This is a genomic window from Micromonospora sp. NPDC000089, assembly GCF_042899365.1.
GTDB lineage: Bacteria > Actinomycetota > Actinomycetes > Mycobacteriales > Micromonosporaceae > Micromonospora.
This window is the reverse complement of sequence record NZ_JBIAZT010000018.1, coordinates 94,728-113,404: the sequence shown is the minus strand read 5'-3', so window position 1 is coordinate 113,404 and position 18,677 is coordinate 94,728. Positions and strand designations below refer to the sequence as shown.

Here is an 18,677-nt window from a genome sequence, read left to right as displayed (position 1 = left end):
GGGGGCGCGGGCCCCCCCCCGCGGGGCGCCCCCCCCCCCCCCCCCCGCGGGGGGGGGCGGGGCCGGGGGGCGGGGGGGGGGGGGGCCCCCGGGCCCCCCCCCGCCCCCGGGGGGGGGGCCCGGGGCCCGGGCCCCACCTGGCCGGCGTGGCTCAGATCGGCTTCTCGATCTGGCCGCGCATGGTGACGAACTCGGCCTTGGCCTTGCTCGCCGAGGAGAAGTACAGGACGAGCACGCCGACGCTGCCGTGGTCGGCCCAGGCACAGACGCCCAGTGAGATGCCGGAGGCCTTGCCGTCGCCGCAGCGCGCCACCCCACCGAGCGGGCCCGGGCTGACCGGCGTCGTCTTCTTGACCGCGAGCGTCGCGCCGAGGCCCTTGAGCGCGTCGTCCAGCTCCTTCTCCGGAGACAGGACCGGACCGGACGCGCCGGCCATCATCACCATGTTGCGCCGCGCGGGGCTGCCGTAGAACGCGCTCACCGCGCCGGTCTCGTTGGTGACGTCCGACTTCATGTCCCGGGTCGTCTGGTCGGCGAGCTTGCGCAGCGTCGGGTCGGTGCTCTTGGCCCGGCCGGCGAGGGTCTTCGGGATGACCAACCGGACCTGACCGAGCTCGTCCTCCTCCGTCTCGGACGGGGAGGGCTCGGCGGTGGGGTCGTCGGTCTCGGCGGGGGTGGCGCCGCGGGTCGGCGCGGGTGCGTCGCTGGGCGCGGGGGCGCCGCCCGCCCTCGGCGCCGGCTCGTCGTCGCCGAGGGCGACCCAGGCCAGGCCACCGCCGCCGAGGCAGAGCACCAGCAGGCCGACCAGCCCCAGCGTCAGCACCAGCGGCAGCCGGGACTTCTTCGGCGGGGCCGGCGGCGGGCCGTACGGCCCGTTCTGGAAGCCCGGGTACGGCTGGGTGGGATCGGCGCCGACGGCGGGGTAGCCGGCGGTCGGCGGCTGACCACCGGGCGCCGCTGCCGGGTACGACCCGACCGGGTACCCGCCGGACGTCGGGGCGTTCGGGTAGCCGCCGGAGGTGGGGGCGTTCGGGTAGCCGCCCGAGGCCGGCGGAGGCGGGTAGCCGCCGGAGGTCGGGGCGTTCGGGTAGCCGCCGGAGGGCGGTGCGGGCGGCTGGCCGGCGTACGGGTGGCCGGGCTGCGCCGGCCCGGGCCAGCCGCCGCCCTGCGGAGCGGTCGGGTAGTGCGCCGTGGGCCAGTCACCGGGCGGCGGTGGCCCGGGCTGCGCGGGGGGATTGTGCGGGGGGCCGTGCTCCGGCTGCGCGGACCACGGATCGACCGGGGGTGAGGACATCAGATCAGCTCCAGGCGAAGAAGAGAACGGGTGATGGTAGCCATCCCGCGGGCGGTCCCGCTGCCCCGTTCCCGACTGCCGGGCCGCCACGACGACGAACGCGGTGGCCGGAACCGTCCGGAGCGGACGGTCCCGACCACCGCGTTCGCGGGGGAGCGGCGGTGGATCAGGCGGGCAGGCTGGCCGCGCCGCGCGGCAGGAACCGCTTGCCGGTGACCCGCTCGGAGGTGCCGGTCCGGTCCAGGTACGGCGTGACGCCGCCCAGGTGGAACGGCCAGCCGGCGCCGAGGATCATGCACAGGTCGATGTCCTGCGCCTCGGCCACCACGCCCTCGTCGAGCATCAGCCGGATCTCCTGCGCCAGCGCGTCCAGCGCGTTCTGGCGTACCTGCTCGGCGGTGAGCGGCTGGTCGCCGACCACCAGCAGCTTGGCCACCTCGGCGTTGATCTGGTCGTCGACCACGATCGGCTGGCCGGACTCGGCGATCCGCTTGAGGTTCTCGCTGACCTCGAACCGGTCCGGGAACGCCGCGTGCAGGGTGCCGCCCACGTGGTACGCCACGGCGGGGCCGACCAGCTGGAGCAGGGCGAGCGGCCGCATCGGCAGGCCCAGCGGGTCCAGCGCGCTGTTCGCCACGTCCAGCGGGGTGCCCGCGTCGACGGCGGCGAACACGGTGCCCAGGAAGCGGGTGAGCAGCCGGTTCACCACGAACGCCGGGGCGTCCTTGACCAGCACGGACGACTTCTTCAGCTGCTTGCCGACCGCGAACGCGGTGGCCAGCGTGGCGTCGTCGGTGCGCTCGCCCCGGACGATCTCCAGCAGCGGCAGCACCGCGACCGGGTTGAAGAAGTGGAAGCCGACCACCCGCTCCGGGTGCTCCAGCTCGGCGGCCATCTCGGTGATGGACAGCGACGAGGTGTTCGTCGCGAGCACGGCCTCCGGCTTGACGATCTTCTCCAGCTCGGCCCAGACCTGCTTCTTGACGTTCAGGTCCTCGAAGACGGCCTCGATGACGAAGTCCGCGTCGGCGAACGCGCCCTTGTCGACCGAGCCGCTGACCAGGCCGTACAGCTTGGCGGCGGTGCCCTTGTCCATCCGGCCCTTGCTGACGGCCTTCTCGATCTGGGTGTGCACGTAGCCGACGCCCTTGTCCACCCGGGACTGGTCCAGGTCGGTCAGGACCACGGGCACCTGGAGGCGGCGGGCGAACAGCAGGGCGAGCTGGCTGGCCATCAGGCCGGCGCCCACGATGCCGACCTTGGTGACCGGCCGGGCCAGGCCCTTGTCCGGCGCGCCGGCCGGGCGCTTGGCCCGCCGCTGCACCAGGTCGAATGCGTACAGGCCGCTGCGCAGCTCTTCGGAGAAGACCAGGTCGGCCAGCGCCTCGTCCTCGGCGGCGGTGCCGGTGGCGAAGTCCGCGTCCTTCGCCGTCTCCAGCAGGTCGAGCGCCCTGTACGCGGCCGGGACCGCGCCGTGCAGCCGCTGGTTCAGCGTCTCCCGGGCGAAGTAGAGCACGCCCGCCCACATGTCATTGTCGACCTCGGGGCGGACCACGGTGACCTCGCCGCGGACCACGCCGGCGGCCCACTCCAGCGACCGCTCCAGGAAGTCGCCCGGCTCCAGCAGCACGTCCGCGATGCCCATCTCCGCGGCCTGCTTCGGCTTGAGCATCTTGTTCTGCATCAGCGGGTTCTGGATGATCACCTGGGTGGCGGCGGGGATGCCGATCAGGTTCGGCAGCAGCTGGGTGCCACCCCAGCCCGGTACCAGGCCGAGCGAGACCTCGGGCAGCGCCAGCGCCGCCGCGCCGCCGGACAGCGTCCGGTAGTGGCAGTGCAGCGCCAGCTCCAGGCCGCCGCCCATGGCCGCGCCGTTGACGAAGGCGAAGGTCGGGATCTCGCTGTCCTTGAGCCGGGCGAAGACCCGGTGGCCGAGCCGGCCGACCTCGAGCGCCTGCTCCCGGTCGGCCAGCGCCGGCAGGCCGACGATGTCCGCGCCGACGCAGAAGACGTACGGCTTGCCGGTGACCGCGATGAACGCCGGGTTCGCCGCCAGCGCGGTGCTGATCGCCTCGTCCAGGCTGGTCAGGCCGGCCGGGCCGAAGGTGTTCGGCTTGGTGTGGTCGAAGCCGTTGTCCAGGGTGATCAGGGCGGCCGGGCGGTCCAGCCCGGGCACGTTCACCTGGCGCAGCAGCGCCCTGGTGACGACCTCGTTCGGCGCGGTGAGGCTCACTTGTTGCCCTCCCAGTTCGGGTTCTCCCAGATCACGGTGCCGCCCATGCCGATGCCGATGCACATCGCGGTGAGGCCGTAGCGGACCTCGGGGTGCTCGGCGAACTGCCGGGCCAGCTGGGTCATCAGCCGTACGCCGGACGAGGCGAGCGGGTGACCGATGGCGATCGCGCCGCCCCACGGGTTGACCCGCGGGTCGTCGTCGGCGATGCCGAAGTGGTCGAGGAAGGCGAGCACCTGCACGGCGAACGCCTCGTTCAGCTCGAACAGGCCGATGTCGTCGATGCTCAGGCCGGCGATCCGCAGCGCCTTCTCGGTCGACGGGATCGGGCCGACACCCATCACCTCGGGCTCGACGCCGACGTAGCCGAAGGAGACCAGCCGCATGGCGACCGGCAGGCCCAGCTCACGGGCGGTCGCCTCGTCGGCGAGCAGGCTGGCGGTGGCGCCGTCGTTCAGGCCCGCCGCGTTGCCGGCGGTGACCTTGCCGTGCGGGCGGAACGGGGTCTTCAGGGTGCCGAGCTTCTCCAGCGAGGTGTCCCGGGGGGCCTCGTCCACGGTGGCCAGGCCCCAGCCGCCCTCTTCGTCGCGGGTGGCGACGGAGACCAGGTCGTCCTGCAGCTTGCCGTTGGCGTACGCCTTGGCGGTCTTCTGCTGCGAGGCGAGCGCGAACGCGTCGGTGCGCGCCTTGGTGATGTGCGGGACCCGGTCGTGCAGGTTCTCCGCGGTGGCGCCCATCACCAGGGCGGACGGGTCGACCAGCTTCTCCGCGATGATCCGCGGGTTGGGGTCGACGCCCTCGCCCATCGGGTGCCGGCCCATGTGCTCGACGCCGCCGGCGATGGCGATGTCGTACGCGCCCATCGCGATGCCGCCGGCCACCGAGGTCACCGCGGTCATCGCGCCGGCACACATCCGGTCGATGGCGAAGCCGGGCACCGTCTTGGGCAGGCCGGCCAGCAGGGCGGCGGTGCGGCCGATGGTCAGGCCCTGGTCGCCGATCTGGGTGGTGGCGGCGATCGCCACCTCCTCCACCCGCTCCGGCGGCAGCTGCGGGTTGCGGCGCAGCAGCTCGCGGATGCAGCGGATCACCAGGTCGTCGGCGCGGGTGTTGGCGTACATGCCACCCGCCTTGCCGAACGGGGTACGGACGCCGTCGACGAAGACGACATCTCGAACTTCACGGGGCACTTGGAGCCTCCTAGCCGGCACTGGCAGATGCCTCGGATGCTACTCGCCAGTAACCAACCCCGTCACCACCCCCCCTGTGGCCCACCCCACACCCACCCCGACCCCGCCCTCCGACCTCATCCCCGGCCCCGGGTCGTTGATCAAGGAGTTTGCGTCTGTCGTACGGCGTGTCGCCGACGCAAACTCCTTGATCAACTGCGGGAGCCGGGAGCCGGAGGTGGGGGTGGGTCAGGGGGGTGGGGGGAGGGACTGGGTCAGGGCGGGGACCAGGAGGGTCAGCTGCCATTCGCGGGCGCCGGAGGTGCGGAGGGTCTCCGCGACGGTGTCCTCGGTGATCTCTTCGGGGGGCTGCCAGGCCAGGCGGCGGATCGAGTCGGGGGCGATCAGGTTCTCCGGGGGCAGGTTGTGCTCGCCGGAGATCCGGACCACCACCTCACGGCAGCGGGTCAGCCGGCCGGCCGCCACCGGGTCGCGCTCCGCCCAGCGGTGCGGCGGCGGTGGGCCCTCGACCGTCGGGCTGACCGGCAGCGCGTCCTCCGGCAGTTGCCGGGCGTCGTCCAGCGCGGCCAGCCAGGTGCGGGCCAGCCGGCGTACCGACCGGCCGCCGAAGCCGGGCAGCGTGAGCAGGGTCTTCTCGTCCTTCGGGTCCAGCTCGGCGGCGGCCACGATCGCCGAGTCCGGGAGCACCCGGCCGGGAGCGGCGTCCCGCCGGGCGGCGATCTGGTCCCGGGCGTACCAGAGGGACCGCACCCGGGCCTGGGCGCGGGCGCCGCGTACCCGGTGGATGCCGGAGGTGCGGCGCCACGGCTCGGCCCGGACCCGGGGCGGCCGGGCGCCGGTGCGCACCAGCGCGGCGAACTCCTCCGCCGCCCACGCCGACTTGCCCTGCCGGGCCAGCTCCGCGTCGAGGGCGTCGCGCAGGTCGACCAGCATCTCCACGTCCAGCGCGGCGTACGTCAGCCAGGACTCCGGCAGCGGCCGGCTGGACCAGTCCGCTGCCGAGTGGTGCTTCTCCAGGCTGTAGCCGAGCAGCTGCTCGGTGAGCGCCGCCAGGCCGACCCGCTCGAAGCCGGCCAGCCGGGCGGCCAGCTCGGTGTCGAACAGTCGCCGGGGACGCAGCCCCACCTCGGCCAGGCAGGCCAGGTCCTGGCTGGCCGCGTGCAGCACCCACTCGGCGTCGCCGATCGCCGCGTCCAGGGCGGCCAGGTCAGGCAGCGGCAGCGGGTCGATCAACGCGGTGCCGGCGCCCTCGCGGCGCAGCTGCACGAGGTAGGCCCGCTGGCTGTAGCGGTATCCGGAGGCGCGTTCGGCGTCCAGGGCCACCGGGCCGCTGCCGGCGGCGAAGCGGGCCACGACCTCGTCGAGCTCGCTCGGGGTGGCCACCGGCTGGGGGGTGCCGTCGCGGGGGGCGGTCAGCGGCACGGGGCCGCCGTCGGGCTGGTCGGTCCCCGCGTCCTCCGGCTCCGGCGTGGCCGAGGGCGAGACGCCTCCCGTACGGCTTTCCGCGGCCCGACGGCGCAGGGGTGGTTCGTCGGTCACCTGACAACCCTAGTGCGAAGCGGCATCCGGTGTGCGCAGCCGGTCGGGTGTGTGTCGGCCGGACGGCCGGAAGGTGGCCGGACGGGGGCCACGGAAGGGTGGGACAGCGGTCATCCCGCCCCGGCCGGGCGGCGCTCGGGCAGCGCGGTCACCCCGGGCGGGGGCAGCCCCGCCGTGGAGGCCAGCAGCGCGCACCAGGCGAGCAGGTGCGCGGCGAGGTCGGTGCCGAGCGGCGTCCAGGACGCCCGGATCTCGATGTCGCCCGCGGCGGGCGGCCCGGCCAGCTCGCCGAACCGGGTGGACAGCGTCTGGGTGATCGTGCCGCCGGCCGCCCGGTGGTCGGCGTCGTGCGCGGCGAGGGCGTCGGTCAGCCAGGTCCAGCCCACGCCCGGCAGCAGCGGATCGGCGGCCAGGTCCATCTCCAGCTCGGCGGTCACGTAGGTGACCAGCCGCAGGGTGCCCTGCCAGGCCTCGTGCCCCGCCGGGTCGTGCAGCAGGATCAACCGGCCGGTGGCCGTCTCCTCGCCGTCGCGCAGCACCCCGGCGGAGAGGGCGAAGGCGTACGGGGCGAGGCGCTGGGGGGCGCCGACCTCCTCCAGCACGATCTCCGGCCGGGGGGTGACCGACCGCAACCCGGCCACCGCGCGGGCGAACGTCTCCGGGAGCGCGATCGGGGGGGCCATGCCGGGCAGCCTATGCCGCGCCACGGTCGGCCGCCCTCGCGGCGCGCCGTCGACCGGGCCGGCGCGGATCACAAAACGCGGCGCTGCCCGCCGACCGCGCCCGCAGCCGTGGCACGATTGCCGCGATGAGCACCGAGACCGCGGGCAGTGCCGCCCGAGACGCAGCCCGCGCCGGCGGACCGGCCGAATCGCCCTTCGTCCGGGCCTGCCGCCGGCAGCCCGGCCCGCACACCCCGGTCTGGTTCATGCGCCAGGCCGGCCGGTCGCTGCCGGAGTACCGGGAGATCCGGGCGAACGTGGCGATGCTGGATTCCTGCCGCCGCCCGGATCTGGTCACCGAGATCACCCTCCAGCCGGTGCGCCGGCACGGCGTGGACGCGGCGATCCTGTTCAGCGACATCGTGGTGCCGGTCGCCGCCGCCGGGATCGACCTGGACATCGTGCCCGGCACCGGGCCGGTGGTGGCCGAGCCGATCCGCACCGCGCAGGACGTCGAGCGGATCCGCCCGATCGGGCGGGACGAGGTGTCCTACGTGGACGAGGCCGTCCGGCTGCTCGTCGCCGAGCTGGGCGACACCCCGCTGATCGGCTTCGCGGGCGCCCCGTTCACCCTGGCCAGCTACCTGGTCGAGGGCGGCCCGTCGCGCACCCACGCGAAGACCAAGGCCCTGATGTACGGCCAGCCGGAGCTCTGGCACGCGCTGTGCGCCCGGCTCGCCGAGGTGACCCTGGCCTTCCTCAAGGTGCAGGTCGACGCCGGGGTCTCCGCGGTGCAGCTCTTCGACTCCTGGGCGGGCGCGCTCTCCGAGGCCGACTACCGCCGCTACGTGCTGCCGCACTCGGCCGCGGTGCTGGCCGGACTGGCCGACTCCGGGGTGCCCCGGATCCACTTCGGGGTGGGCACCGCCGAGCTGCTGACCGCCATGGGCGAGGCCGGCGCCGACGTGGTCGGCGTGGACTGGCGTACCCCGTTGGACGTGGCCACCCGGCGGATCGGCGCGGACCGCGCGGTGCAGGGCAACCTCGACCCGGCCGTGCTGCTGGCCCCCTGGTCGGTGGTGGAGGCGGAGGTCCGGCGGATCCTCGACCAGGGCCGGGCCGCCCCCGGCCACGTGTTCAACCTGGGTCACGGCGTGCTGCCGGAGACCGACCCCGACGTGCTGACCCGGGTGGTCGCGCTGGTGCACGAGGTGTCCGCGCGCCGGGCCGAGCGGGGCTGACGCGCCGTGCGGCGGCCGTGGCGGGTCGCGGTGGTCGGCGGTGGGATCACCGGCCTGGCCGCCGCGCTCCGGCTGCGCGACGCCGCCCCGGCGGGCACGGAAATCACCGTGTACGAGCAGTCCGGTGCGCTCGGCGGCAAGCTGCGCACCGGTGAGCTGGCCGGGCAGCCGGTGGAGTTCGGCGCCGAGTCCTTCCTGATGCGCGACCCGGCCGGGGGGGAGTCCGCGGCGGTCGCGCTGATCCGCCGGCTCGGCCTGGCCGACCGGATCGTGCACCCCACCGTCGGGCAGGCCGCGATCGCCGTCGACGGGGAGCTACGGCCGGTCCCGGGCGGCACCCTGGTGGGCGTACCCGGGGATCTGGAGCGGGTGGCGGCGGTGGCCGAGCCGGCGGCGGACGCCGACCTCGACGGCGGCCGGCCGCTGCTCGGGGCGGACCAGGACGTCGCGGTCGGCGCGCTGGTCCGGGCCCGGCTCGGCGACCAGGTGGTGGACCGGCTGGTCGACCCGATGCTCGGCGGCGTGTACGCCGGCCGGGCCGACGACCTGTCGCTGGTCACCACGATGCCGGCGCTGGCCCGCGCGGCCCGGACGGAGCACACCCTGGTCGGGGCGGTGCGCGCCGCGCAGGCCGCCGCGCCGCGGGCGCCCGGCGCCCCGGTCTTCGGCACCCTGGACGGCGGCCTGGGCACCCTTGTGGCGGCGGCCGAGCGGGCCGCCGGCGCGACCGTCCGGCGGCACGCCACCGTCCGCGAACTGACCCCGGTCGGCGACGGCTGGCGGCTGACCGTCGGCCCGACCCGCGACCCGGAGCGGGTCGAGGCGGACGCGGTGCTGCTTGCCGTGCCGGCCCGGCCCACCGCCCGGCTGCTCGCCGACGTCGACCCGGCGGTCGCCGCGACCGTCGGCGCGCTCGACTACGCCAGCGTCGCCCTGGTCACCCTGGCCCTGCCGGAGCCCGCGCTGCCGGCGCTGTCCGGCTTCCTGGTGCCGGCCGGCGAGGGGCTGCTGATCAAGGCGGCCACCTTCTTCACCACCAAGTGGGGGCACCTGGCCCGGCCGGACGGGATCGCGCTGGTCCGCGCCTCGGTCGGCCGGTACGGCGACGAGCGGCAGCTCCAGCTCACCGACGACGAGCTGGTGGCCACCGTGCACCGGGAGTTGTCCACGGTGCTCGGCGTGCCGCTGCCGGCGCCGGTCGCCGGGCACGTCCAGCGCTGGGGCGGCGCGCTGCCGCAGTACGCCCCGGGGCATCTCGACCGGCTCGCCGCCACCCGGGCGGCGCTGCGCGCGTCCCACCCCACGCTGGCCCTGGCCGGGGCCGGGCACGACGGGGTGGGCATCCCGGTCTGCGTCCGCTCCGGCGAGACGGCGGCCGAGCAGATCATCGATGCACTGGGAGGACCGGTTCAATGACCGAGCAGACCAACGCGGCGCGGCTCAAGGAGCTGAACGCCACCGTCCGCTACACCATGTGGTCGGTGTTTCGGGCCAGCAGCCCGCTGCCCACCCTGCGGGAGAACGTCGTCGACGAGGTCGACTCTCTCTTCGCCGAGCTGGCCGGCAAGGACGTGACGATCCGCGGCGTGTACGACGTCGCCGGGCTGCGCGCCGACGCCGACGTGATGATCTGGTGGCACTCGTCCTCCAGCGACGCGCTGCAGGACGCGTACGGGCGGTTCCGGCGGACCACGCTGGGTCGGGCGCTCACCCCGGTCTGGTCGCAGTTGGCGCTGCACCGGCCGGCGGAGTTCAACAAGAGCCACATCCCGGCGTTCCTCGCCGACGAGACGCCCCGGCCCTACCTCTGCGTCTACCCGTTCGTCCGCTCGTACGAGTGGTACCTGCTGCCCGAGACCGAGCGGCGCGAGCTGCTCGCCGAGCACGGCCGGATGGCCCGCGGCTACCCGGACGTGCGGGCCAACACGGTGGCCGCGTTCGCGCTCGGCGACTACGAGTGGATGCTGGCGTTCGAGGCCGACGAACTGCACCGGATCGTCGACCTGATGCGGGACCTGCGCGCCTCGGGCGCCCGGCGGCACGTCCGCGAGGAGGTCCCGTTCTACACCGGCCGTCGCCGGTCCGTCGCGGACATCGTCAACAGCCTGGTCTGAGCCGGGCCCCGGCGGCGTCAGGGGTGGCGGCGCATCGGGACGTGTGGGATGCCGTCCTCGACGTACTCCGGGCCGGTGACCGCGAAGCCGTGCCGGGCGTAGAAGTCGACCAGGTACGCCTGGGCGTCCAGCACGCAGGGTCGGTCGCCGACCAGGCGTAGCGCCTCGGTCATCAGCCGGCCGGCGTGCCCGCCGCCGCGGGCCGCCGGGGCCACCACCACCCGGCCGATCCGGGCCACGCCGCCCGGGTCGGCCAGGATCCGTAGGTACGCCAGCACGACGCCGTCGTGGGCGCCGTCGTGGGCCAGCCAGAGGTGCTGGGTGCCGGGCTCGACGTCCCGCCCGTCCAGCTCCGGGTACGGGCAGTGCTGCTCGACCACGAACACGTCGACGCGCAGCCGGAGCAGGTCGTGGAAGGTGCGCGCGTCCAGGTCGGCGAAGGCGGCGACGTGCAGGTCGGCGGTCGGCGAAAGCATCTGGCGATGGTAGGTCGGGTCGGTCAGCCCGCCGTACCGGTGGGGGCGACCGTCTCCACCAGCTCGGCGATCCGGTCCGGCGCGTCCCGCAGCACCTCACCGCCGTCCAGGTGCCGGTAGCTGAACATCCGCAGCGGGGACGTTCCGGTGTCGTTGAGGACCACGATCACCCGGTGCCGGGCCGGGTCGACCCGGAGCCACTGGCCGCCGGAGCCGATGCCGTAGGCGAGCGAGTGCTCCGGATCCAGCCACCAGAGGTATCCGTACGCGCGGTAGTCCGGCGAGTCGGTGGCGGTCAGCGTGCTGTGCGGGCGGAGGCTCTCGGCGACCCAGGCAGCGGGCACCACCTGCCGATCGCCCCAGCGACCACCGTCGGCGTAGAGCGCGCCGAAGCGGGCGAGGTCCTCGGCGCTCAGGTAGAAGCGGTACATCCGGTGGTCGCTGTCGCCACCGTCGGAGTAGACCACGTCGTCGGGGGTGAAGCCGGTCATCCCGGTGGGGCGGGCGATCCAGTCGTCGAAGGCCTGACCCAGGCTCAGCTTCGTCTGCCGCTCGAGGATCGTCCCGAGCACGTTGAAGTCCCAGTTGTTGTAGTAGAAGTGGGTACCCGGTCGGTAGGCGCCCCGCGCCGGCTTGCGGTCCCGCATGCCGGCGTTCTCCCCGCTGGTCGGCAGGTAGATCCCGGAGCGGGCGCTGAGCAGGTCACGAACGGTCGCCGTGCGCTCGATCGGGGTCAGCGGAGTGGCTGTCTCGTCGATGCCGAGTTGGCCGAGGGTGGCGTCGAGGTCGACCAGCCCGCGGTCGGCGGCCACCCCGAACAGCGCGGAGACGATGCTCTTGCGGATCGAGGCGACGTTGTACCGCTCGTCGACGCTGCCCCAGCGGCCGGCGAGCCGATCGCCCTCCAGTGCGACGACGGCCTCGGCACCGCGTTCCTCGGCGATCCGACCGACCCGCTCGCCCAGGTCGGCCGGCCAACCCGCGGCCGGTTGCAGTGGTTGGCCGGCGGGGCCCGAACGGGCTGCCGCGAACGGCCGGTCCAGCACCAACCCGGCGACGCCGGCGGCCACCAGCATGACCGTCGTGCCCGCGAGCGCGGTCCTGGCAGCTCGTCTCATCTACTTCTCCAACGCTCGTCAGTTTCTGAATGGCGTTCAGTTTTAGAGAAGCTACCAGTAAGGTGCTCGGAAACGGAAGCGGAGGGGTGGTGCGTTGGCGCGCTCGGCAGGGCAACAGCGGCGGCATGACAGGACGGCCGCCGAGATCCGTCGACATGCTGCGGAACTGCTCGCCGAGCAGGGCGAGACCGGGCTGACACTGCGTGCCGTGGCCGACCGGATGGATCGCTCCGCGGGGAGCCTCTACGGCTACTACGGCTCCCGCGACGAGCTGCTCGGGGCGGTGCTCGGCGACTTCTATCTCGATGCGCTGCGGGCCATGCAGGCCGCTGCGAATGGTGCCGGCCGGGCACCTCGCGCGCGAGTCGCCGCGCTGGCCGGGGCGTACCGCCGCTGGGCGCTCGACCATCGGCGGGAGTTCCGGCTGATGCTCGATCGGGGCGCTGACGCCGCGGTGCGGCCACCGGTCGCCGGCCGGGAGCCCGGCTCGCGGCTCCGGTTCGTCACCACCCTGCTGGACGAGGCCGGTCCGCTGCTGGCCGCGGACCGTCACCCGACGCCCCCGCCGTCGGCCGCGCCGGAGTTGGCGCACTACCGGGCCGTCCTGGCCGCGATGGCGCCGCGGTCGGACGAGCCGACCGACGGGGCGTTGTTCGCCGCGCTGGCCGCCTGGACCGACCTGCACGGGTACGTGGTGCTCGAGGTCCTGGGGCACCTGCCGTTCTACCGCGCCGACCCGGAGGAGATGTTCGGGGTCGCGCTGGCGACCGCGCTCGATCGACTGGATCCGGCCGGCGGCCGGCACTGATTCACCCCGGGATCGCGCCGTCACCCTCGCCGGGCGCTCAGGCCGGGCGGGCGCCCACCGCGTCGCGTAGCTCGGCACCCTGGGCCTCGACCGCGCGGGCGCAGTGCGCGCCGCAGAAGAACCGGCCGCCGACCTCGACCCCGTGCCCGAGGATCTTCACGTCGCAGTGCTCGCAGATCGGCGCCAGTTTGTGCGCCGCGCACTCCAGGCAGTCGAAGGTGTGCGTGTCACCGCTGACCGTGCGCACCTCGAACGTCATCGAGTACTCGTTGCCGCAGACCTCGCAGGTACCCACCGTCGAAACCCCCCGAATCAGGACATGTGCCCTCAGCCTGCGCCGAGTCGGGGCGTCCCGGGTGGAATTCCGGCCAGCCGATCGGCCGGTACGGCGTTTCGCCCCCGGCGTGTCGCGCGTTGGGCCTGGTAGAACCCGCTTTCGACCCCGGGAGGACGATGTGATCAAGCGGAACCGGCTCTTCGGCAACCAGACCCGGGTCACCTTCTGCCTGCCCCGCGACGCCCCGCCCGGCACGGTCAGCGTGGTCGGCTGCTTCAACGACTGGCAGCCCGGCCGGCACGAGCTGGTCGCCCGCCGGGACGGCACCCGTACGGTCACCGTCAAGCTCGGCCCCGGCGAGCACCGGTTCCGCTACCTCGCCACCGGCGGGGTGTGGCTCGACGACGACTCCGCCGACCGGGTCGACGACCGGGGCAGCCTGCTGCTGCTGTGAGCGCGGTCCGCCCCGCTTGTGTTCAGCCCTGCCTCGGCTCAGCCCTGCTTCGGCTCCAGCCGGATGGAGACCGAGTTGACGCAGTGCCGGGTGTCCTTCGGGGTGAAGCCCTCGCCGTGGAAGACGTGCCCGAGGTGACTGTCGCAGCGGGCGCAGCGGATCTCCGTACGCCGCATGCCGAGCGAATTGTCCTCGATCTCGCGCACCCGGCCCGGGATCGCGTCGTCGAAGCTCGGCCACCCGCAGTGCGAGTCGAACTTGGTGTCGCTGGAGAACAGCTCCAGCCCGCAGGCCCGGCAGTGGTAGACCCCCGCGGTCTTGGTGTCCACGTACTCGCCGGTCCACGGGCGCTCCGTGCCGTGCTCGCGCAGCACGTGGAACTCCTCGGGGCTCAGCCGGACCCGCCACTCGTCCTCGGTGCGGGGCAGTTCGCTCTCGTCAAGACTCACCCCCCAACGGTACGTCGGACGTCGGGGGTGTGGCATATGGTCGCCCAATGGCAGGCAGCGCCAAGGCGACGGTGACCGAGATCGAGGTCGCCGGGCACACCGTCCGGTTGACCAGTCCGGACCGGGTGATCTTTCCCCAGCGTGGCTTCACCAAGGCCGACGTCTTCCACTACTACCTCGCGGTCGGCGACGGCATCATGCGGGCGCTGCGCGACCGGCCGACCACCCTGCAACGCTTCCCCGACGGGGTGGAGGGTGAGGCGTTCTTCTCCAAGCGGGTGCCCACCCGAGGCGTCCCGCCCTGGGTGCAGACCGTCGGCATCACCTTCCCCAGCGGGCGCGGCGCCGACGAGCTGCGCCCGGCCGACCTGGCGCACGTGGCCTGGGCCGCCCAGATGGGCACCGTGGTGTTCCACCCCTGGCCGGTGCGCGCCGCCGACCCCGACCGCCCCGACGAGCTGCGGATCGACCTCGACCCGCAGCCGGGCACCGACTTCACCGACGCGGCCACCGCGGCCGGCGAGCTGCGCGCCCTGCTCGGCGAGCTGGGCGTCAGCGGGTGGCCGAAGACCTCCGGCGGCCGCGGGCTGCACGTCTACCTGCGGATCGAGCCCCGCTGGACGTTCGTCGAGGTGCGCCGGGCCACCATCGCGCTGGCCCGCGAGCTGGAACGACGCCGGCCCGAGCTGGTCACCACCGCCTGGTGGAAGGAGGAGCGCGGCACCCGGGTGTTCGTCGACTACAACCAGATGGCCCGGGACCGCACGATCGCCTGCGCGTACTCGCTGCGCGCCAACGCCCGGGCCACCGTCTCCACCCCGGTCGACTGGGACGAGCTGCCCGACGTCGACCCGGACGACTTCGACCTGCGCACGGTGCCGGCCCGGCTGGCCGAGCGCGGCGACCCGCACGCCACCATCGACGCCGCCGGGTGGGACATCACCCCGCTGCTGGAGTGGGCCGAGCGGGACGCCGCCGCCGGCCAGGGCGACCTGCCGTACCCGCCGGACCACCCGAAGATGCCCGGCGAGCCGAAACGGGTCCAGCCCTCCAAGGACCGCGACCGGCCGCGCTGACCGCGACCCGTCCCGACCCGTCCCGACCCGATCCGACCCGGGCAGTGTCGATGTCATCGCGCGGTGCCTCAGCGGCCGGCGATCATCGCCTCGACCGCGTCCTTGGCGGTCCTCAGGTCCGCGCCGGTCGCCTCCCGGTACGCCTTGATCGCCTTGATCTTGTTGCCGCTGGCCAGCTGCTCCCGGACCCCGGGCAGGGTCGGTCCCTCGTCGACCACGCCGAGCTGGTCCATCACCAGAGTCAGCCGGCGTTCGATCTCACCGAGCCGCCACGCCGGGTCATCCCGGCGGAGGTGCCGGGAGTTGGACTGCCCGATCAACAGGCCGAGAAGGAGCGCCGAGACGGCCGCGAGCAGTCACTCCATGCCGGTGATCCAAGCAGACTGATGTCGGGCCCGCCCACCCGCGGCCTGCGGCGCGGCCGGGATCGACCGGCGTAACGATCACGTAACGCCCGCCAACCTTTTCCGACCCGTCGGTGCTTTCCCTCGTCGTCGGCCCCGCCCAGGGGGCCTCGGGGAGGGCGTCGGATGGGACTGGTGTGGAGGCGGGCCGTTGCCGCTCGTGGACTGTTGCTCGCCGCCGTGGCCGCGGCGCTCGTGGCCGTGGCCCTCGTCACCGGGCTCACCGACTACAACCGGCGGGCCGTCGAGGCCGGTCAACGAGCGATGCTCGCCGGCGCTCCGGCCGAGGAGCGCAGCCTGCTGGTCAGCGGCTCGGGCGGTCGGGACGCGGCCGACCTCGCCGGCCGGGACCGGGCCGTCCGGGACGGTTTCACCGCAGGCGTCGGCGGCGCGCCGGTCACCATCACCACCGCCCGGTACGGCGGCGGCCGGGAGCTGACCGGTGACCTCGGCCCGGTGGTCCGCACCGGCGACGATCCGATCTTCGCCGACCTCGCCGTGCTGGACGGCCTGGCCGACCGCGCCGAGCTGACCGACGGGGTGTGGCCCACCCCGGGCGCGAACCCGATGCAGGTGGCCGTGCCGCAGTCCGTGGCCGCGGCGCTGGGCCTGCGGGTCGGTGACCGGGTGCCGCTGCTGGACCGCGGCACCGAGCGGGCCGGCGCGGTGCGGCTGGTCGGCGTCTGGCGGCCGCGGGACCCGGCCGCGGCGTACTGGCGGCTGGCGCCGGGGGTGGGCGCCGGCGACGCGGTGGCCTCGGACACGTCGTACGGGCCGTTCGTGCTGGATCCGGCCGACTTCGCCCGCAGCTTCCCGGGGTCGGTCTCGGCCGCCTGGCTGGTCGAGCCGGACCTGCGGTCGGCGGCCGCGGGTGGCCGGCTGCTGGAGGTCCGGGCCGCGCTGGCCGACGCGGTGGCGCAGGTCCCCGAGGCCGCCGGGCTGGGCTCCTCGGCGCAGACCGTGACCACGATGGATCGGCTGCTCAACCGGGTCTCCCGGGCCGATTTGGTGGGTCGCTCGTCACTGGCCACCCCGGTGCTGCTGATCGTCGTCCTCGGCGGGTACGCGCTGGTGCTGGTCGCCGCGCTGCTGCACGAGGACCGGCGCAACGCCACCGCCCTGCTGCGCGCCCGCGGCGCCGCGCGGCGGCAGTTGGCCGGCCTCGCCGCGCGGGAGGCGACGCTGGTGGTGCTGCCGGCCGCGGTGTTCGCCCCGCTGCTGGCCGGGGAGGCGTTGCGGCGGGCCGGCGGCGGCTCGGCGGCGCCCGCCTCGGGCGCGGGAGCCGGGTCGCTGTGGTGGGTCGCCGCGGCGACCGCCGCCGCCTGCCTGGCCGCGATGGTGGCGCCCACCCTGCGCAGCGCCGGCACGTACGTCGCGGACATGGCCGCCCGCTCCCGGCCGACCCGGGCGGCCACGCTCGGGCGGGCCGGCGTCGACCTGCTGCTCGTCGGCTTCGCCGTGCTGGCCTGGACCCAGCTGCGGCAGTACTCGTCACCGGTGATCGGCGCCGGTGGCCGGCTCGGGGTGGACCCGCTGCTGGTCGCCGCCCCGACGGTGGGGGTGCTCGCCGGGGCGGTGGTGGCGCTGCGGCTGCTGCCCCCGACCACCCGGTTCGCCGAGCGGTTCGTCGACCGGCGGCCCTGGACGGCCACCATGTTCGGCATGTGGCAGGCCGGCCGCCGGCCGCACGCCGGCCCGGTGCTGCTGCTCGCCCTCGCCGTCGGCGGCAGCACCCTCGCCTGGTCGCTGGTCAGCACCGGCGAACGGTCCCAGGTGGAGCGGGCCGCCCACGACGTCGGCGCCGACCTGCGCCTGGTCGAACGCTCGGGCACCGCGCCGGCCGACCGGGCCGGTACGGTCGCCGCGCTGCCCGGGGTGCGCCGGGCGCTGCCGGCGTGGCGGGACGAGATCCGGGTCGGCCGGGCGGACCTGCCGGCCACCGTGGTCAGTCTGGACGCGGCGGCCGCCGCCGGGGTGGTGAAGTTCAGTGACCGGCTGGCCGACGAGCCGGTGCCGGCGGTGTTCGACCGACTGACCCGGGCCCGTGGCACCCCGGCGGGGACGCTGTTGCCACCGGGCAGCCGGTCGCTGGCCGGTGCGCTGCGTACCCCCGTGCGGGACCCGATCGCCCCGCACCGCGTGGCCGTCGCGGTGGTGGTCACCCGGGCCGACGGGGTGGCGTACCGGCTGCCGGTGGCCGTCGCCGGCAGCGACGGCCGGGCGGTCCCGTTCACCGTGGCGCTGCCGGAGGCGGGGGCCGGGTCGTTGCGGCTGGCCGCGTTCGAGGTGGACGGTGGCGACGTGCAGGGCCGGGCGTACGGGCTGCGGGTGACCGGGCTGCGGACGGTCGGCGCGGACGGCGCGGCGCGACCCTTGGGCCTGGCGGGCGACTGGGAGACCACCTCCGGCAACCCGCAGGAGAAGCCCACCCGGGTGAAGACCGACGCCGGGCTGAGCGTCGAACGCGAGGTGCCGTACCTCGAGGGCGGCCAGTTCGCGTATCAGCTCTCCTCCCGGTTCGAGGTGGTGCCGGCCGGCGGCAACCGTCCGGTGCCGGCCCTGATGACCCCGGCGGTCCGGGAGGCGCTGAGCCTGCGCACCGGGGACACCGTCGAACTGGCGCTGTCCGGGGTGACGCTGCCGGTCGTGCTGGTCGGTGAGGTGGCGGCGGTGCCCGGCACCGCCGGCCCGGCGGTGCTGCTCGACCTGCCCGCCGCGGTGGACTGGCTGGCCCGTGACCGGGGCGGGGTGCGCCCGCCGATGGAGTGGTGGCTCGACACCGGCGACGACGGATATCCGGCGGCGCTACGGGAGGCCGGCGCGCTGCCCGAGGTCACGGTGGTGGACCGGCGGGCGGAAGCCGCCCGGGCGGCCGCCGACCCGTACTGGCGGGGCGCCCGGACCGGCCTGCTCGCCGCCGCGCTCGGCGCGGTGCTGCTCGCCCTGGTCGGCCTGATGGTCGACGTGTGGGCCACCGCCCGGCACCGGCTCACCGAGTTCGCGGTGCTGCACACCCTCGGCGCCGGCCCCCGGCTGCTGGCCCGCGCCCTGCTCGCCGAGCAGACCTTCCTGGCCGGCATCGGCGTCGGGGTCGGGCTGCTGCTGGGCGCGGTGGTGGGCGCGACCATGGCCCCGCTGGTGGTGCTCACCCCGTCGGCCGACCGACCGGTGCCGGAACCGGCCTTCGTGCTGCCCTGGGCGCCGGTCGGGCTGACCGCGCTGGGCCTGCTGCTGGCGGCGCTCGGGTGCAGCGCGTTCATCGTCCTCGGCATCCGCCAGCGGGTGGCGGCGGCCCAACTGCGGATCGGGGGAGATCGGTGACCGGACCGGACGGCGGGACCA

General features: G+C 75.0%; 17 protein-coding genes. 7 read left to right on the top strand and 10 right to left on the bottom strand.

Features of this window, described 5'->3' with window-relative positions:
* Positions 1-151 precede the first annotated feature (151 nt).
* The 5 genes from ACFY3U_RS25125 to ACFY3U_RS25105 form a co-directional block, all read right to left on the bottom strand.
* Entirely contained in the window at positions 152-1,294 is a 1,143-nt protein-coding gene (locus tag ACFY3U_RS25125; RefSeq protein ID WP_387205980.1) for a hypothetical protein, read from the bottom strand.
* A 166-nt stretch (positions 1,295-1,460) separates the two neighbouring features.
* Positions 1,461-3,527 (bottom strand): 3-hydroxyacyl-CoA dehydrogenase NAD-binding domain-containing protein, encoded by a 2,067-nt coding sequence (locus ACFY3U_RS25120; protein ID WP_387205978.1) that lies wholly within the window; start codon positions 3,525-3,527, stop codon positions 1,461-1,463.
* Positions 3,524-4,717, bottom strand: coding sequence for a thiolase family protein (locus tag ACFY3U_RS25115; RefSeq protein ID WP_387205976.1), 1,194 nt, complete (start codon positions 4,715-4,717; stop codon positions 3,524-3,526). Before ACFY3U_RS25115 ends, ACFY3U_RS25120 begins: the two co-directional genes overlap by 4 nt.
* 228 nt (positions 4,718-4,945) lie before the next feature.
* Positions 4,946-6,256, bottom strand: a complete 1,311-nt coding sequence (locus ACFY3U_RS25110) for a ribonuclease D (RefSeq protein WP_387205974.1) — start codon at positions 6,254-6,256, stop codon at positions 4,946-4,948.
* A gap of 110 nt (positions 6,257-6,366) precedes the next feature.
* Entirely contained in the window at positions 6,367-6,939 is a 573-nt protein-coding gene (locus ACFY3U_RS25105; protein ID WP_387205972.1) for a DUF3000 domain-containing protein, read from the bottom strand.
* Between the two features lie 125 nt (positions 6,940-7,064).
* Between ACFY3U_RS25105 and hemE the strand changes: the two genes are divergently transcribed.
* Genes hemE through hemQ form a run of 3 tightly spaced genes read left to right on the top strand, consistent with a single transcriptional unit; the run spans position 7,065 to position 10,273 of the window.
* Entirely contained in the window at positions 7,065-8,159 is a 1,095-nt protein-coding gene (gene hemE, locus ACFY3U_RS25100) for a uroporphyrinogen decarboxylase (RefSeq protein WP_387205971.1), read from the top strand.
* Positions 8,160-8,165: 6 nt separating this feature from the next.
* Entirely contained in the window at positions 8,166-9,575 is a 1,410-nt protein-coding gene (gene hemG / locus ACFY3U_RS25095; RefSeq protein WP_387205969.1) for a protoporphyrinogen oxidase, read from the top strand.
* Positions 9,572-10,273, top strand: a complete 702-nt coding sequence (gene hemQ, locus ACFY3U_RS25090; protein WP_387205967.1) for a hydrogen peroxide-dependent heme synthase — start codon at positions 9,572-9,574, stop codon at positions 10,271-10,273. The genes hemG and hemQ overlap by 4 nt, the downstream gene beginning before the upstream one ends.
* A 17-nt stretch (positions 10,274-10,290) precedes the next feature.
* Here the strand turns inward: hemQ and ACFY3U_RS25085 are convergent, their stop codons facing one another.
* Together ACFY3U_RS25085 and ACFY3U_RS25080 are read right to left on the bottom strand one after the other, a co-directional pair.
* Positions 10,291-10,749, bottom strand: coding sequence for a GNAT family N-acetyltransferase (locus tag ACFY3U_RS25085; RefSeq protein ID WP_387205965.1), 459 nt, complete (start codon positions 10,747-10,749; stop codon positions 10,291-10,293).
* 23 nt (positions 10,750-10,772) lie between these two features.
* Positions 10,773-11,867, bottom strand: coding sequence for a serine hydrolase domain-containing protein (locus tag ACFY3U_RS25080; protein ID WP_387205963.1), 1,095 nt, complete (start codon positions 11,865-11,867; stop codon positions 10,773-10,775).
* Between the two features lie 94 nt (positions 11,868-11,961).
* On the opposite strand from ACFY3U_RS25080, the gene ACFY3U_RS25075 reads away from it, so the two are divergent.
* A complete protein-coding gene (locus tag ACFY3U_RS25075) occupies positions 11,962-12,675 on the top strand; it encodes a TetR/AcrR family transcriptional regulator (RefSeq protein ID WP_387205962.1) in 714 nt (237 codons plus the stop codon).
* 37 nt (positions 12,676-12,712) lie between these two features.
* On the opposite strand, the gene ACFY3U_RS25070 is transcribed toward ACFY3U_RS25075, so the two are convergent.
* A complete protein-coding gene (locus ACFY3U_RS25070; RefSeq protein ID WP_387205961.1) occupies positions 12,713-12,970 on the bottom strand; it encodes a Prokaryotic metallothionein in 258 nt (85 codons plus the stop codon).
* Between the two features lie 160 nt (positions 12,971-13,130).
* On the opposite strand from ACFY3U_RS25070, the gene ACFY3U_RS25065 reads away from it, so the two are divergent.
* Complete coding sequence (locus tag ACFY3U_RS25065) at positions 13,131-13,406, top strand: glycoside hydrolase (RefSeq protein WP_387205959.1); 276 nt, start codon at positions 13,131-13,133, stop codon at positions 13,404-13,406.
* Positions 13,407-13,444: 38 nt separating this feature from the next.
* Here ACFY3U_RS25065 and msrB read toward each other — a convergent pair whose 3' ends face one another.
* Complete coding sequence (msrB, locus tag ACFY3U_RS25060; RefSeq protein ID WP_387205957.1) at positions 13,445-13,855, bottom strand: peptide-methionine (R)-S-oxide reductase MsrB; 411 nt, start codon at positions 13,853-13,855, stop codon at positions 13,445-13,447.
* A 47-nt stretch (positions 13,856-13,902) separates the two neighbouring features.
* Here msrB and ligD point away from each other — a divergent pair, with 47 nt between their 5' ends.
* Positions 13,903-14,931, top strand: a complete 1,029-nt coding sequence (gene ligD, locus ACFY3U_RS25055) for a non-homologous end-joining DNA ligase (RefSeq protein WP_387205955.1) — start codon at positions 13,903-13,905, stop codon at positions 14,929-14,931.
* 68 nt (positions 14,932-14,999) lie between these two features.
* On the opposite strand, the gene ACFY3U_RS25050 is transcribed toward ligD, so the two are convergent.
* The gene (locus ACFY3U_RS25050; protein ID WP_387205954.1) at positions 15,000-15,251 is read right to left on the bottom strand and encodes a hypothetical protein; all 252 of its coding nucleotides are present in this window, start codon (positions 15,249-15,251) and stop codon (positions 15,000-15,002) included.
* 210 nt (positions 15,252-15,461) lie between these two features.
* On the opposite strand from ACFY3U_RS25050, the gene ACFY3U_RS25045 reads away from it, so the two are divergent.
* Entirely contained in the window at positions 15,462-18,656 is a 3,195-nt protein-coding gene (locus ACFY3U_RS25045) for an FtsX-like permease family protein (RefSeq protein WP_387205952.1), read from the top strand.
* The last annotated feature ends 21 nt before the right edge of the window (positions 18,657-18,677 follow it).

Coding starts and splice junctions, on each gene's coding strand:
- ACFY3U_RS25125 (WP_387205980.1), bottom strand. CDS start 1,294: ATGTCCTCACCCCCGGTCGATCCGTGGTCCGCGCAGCCGGAGCACGGC.
- ACFY3U_RS25105 (WP_387205972.1), bottom strand. CDS start 6,939: ATGGCCCCCCCGATCGCGCTCCCGGAGACGTTCGCCCGCGCGGTGGCC.
- hemE (WP_387205971.1), top strand. CDS start 7,065: ATGAGCACCGAGACCGCGGGCAGTGCCGCCCGAGACGCAGCCCGCGCC.
- hemQ (WP_387205967.1), top strand. CDS start 9,572: ATGACCGAGCAGACCAACGCGGCGCGGCTCAAGGAGCTGAACGCCACC.
- ACFY3U_RS25085 (WP_387205965.1), bottom strand. CDS start 10,749: ATGCTTTCGCCGACCGCCGACCTGCACGTCGCCGCCTTCGCCGACCTG.
- ACFY3U_RS25080 (WP_387205963.1), bottom strand. CDS start 11,867: ATGAGACGAGCTGCCAGGACCGCGCTCGCGGGCACGACGGTCATGCTG.
- ligD (WP_387205955.1), top strand. CDS start 13,903: ATGGCAGGCAGCGCCAAGGCGACGGTGACCGAGATCGAGGTCGCCGGG.
- ACFY3U_RS25045 (WP_387205952.1), top strand. CDS start 15,462: ATGGGACTGGTGTGGAGGCGGGCCGTTGCCGCTCGTGGACTGTTGCTC.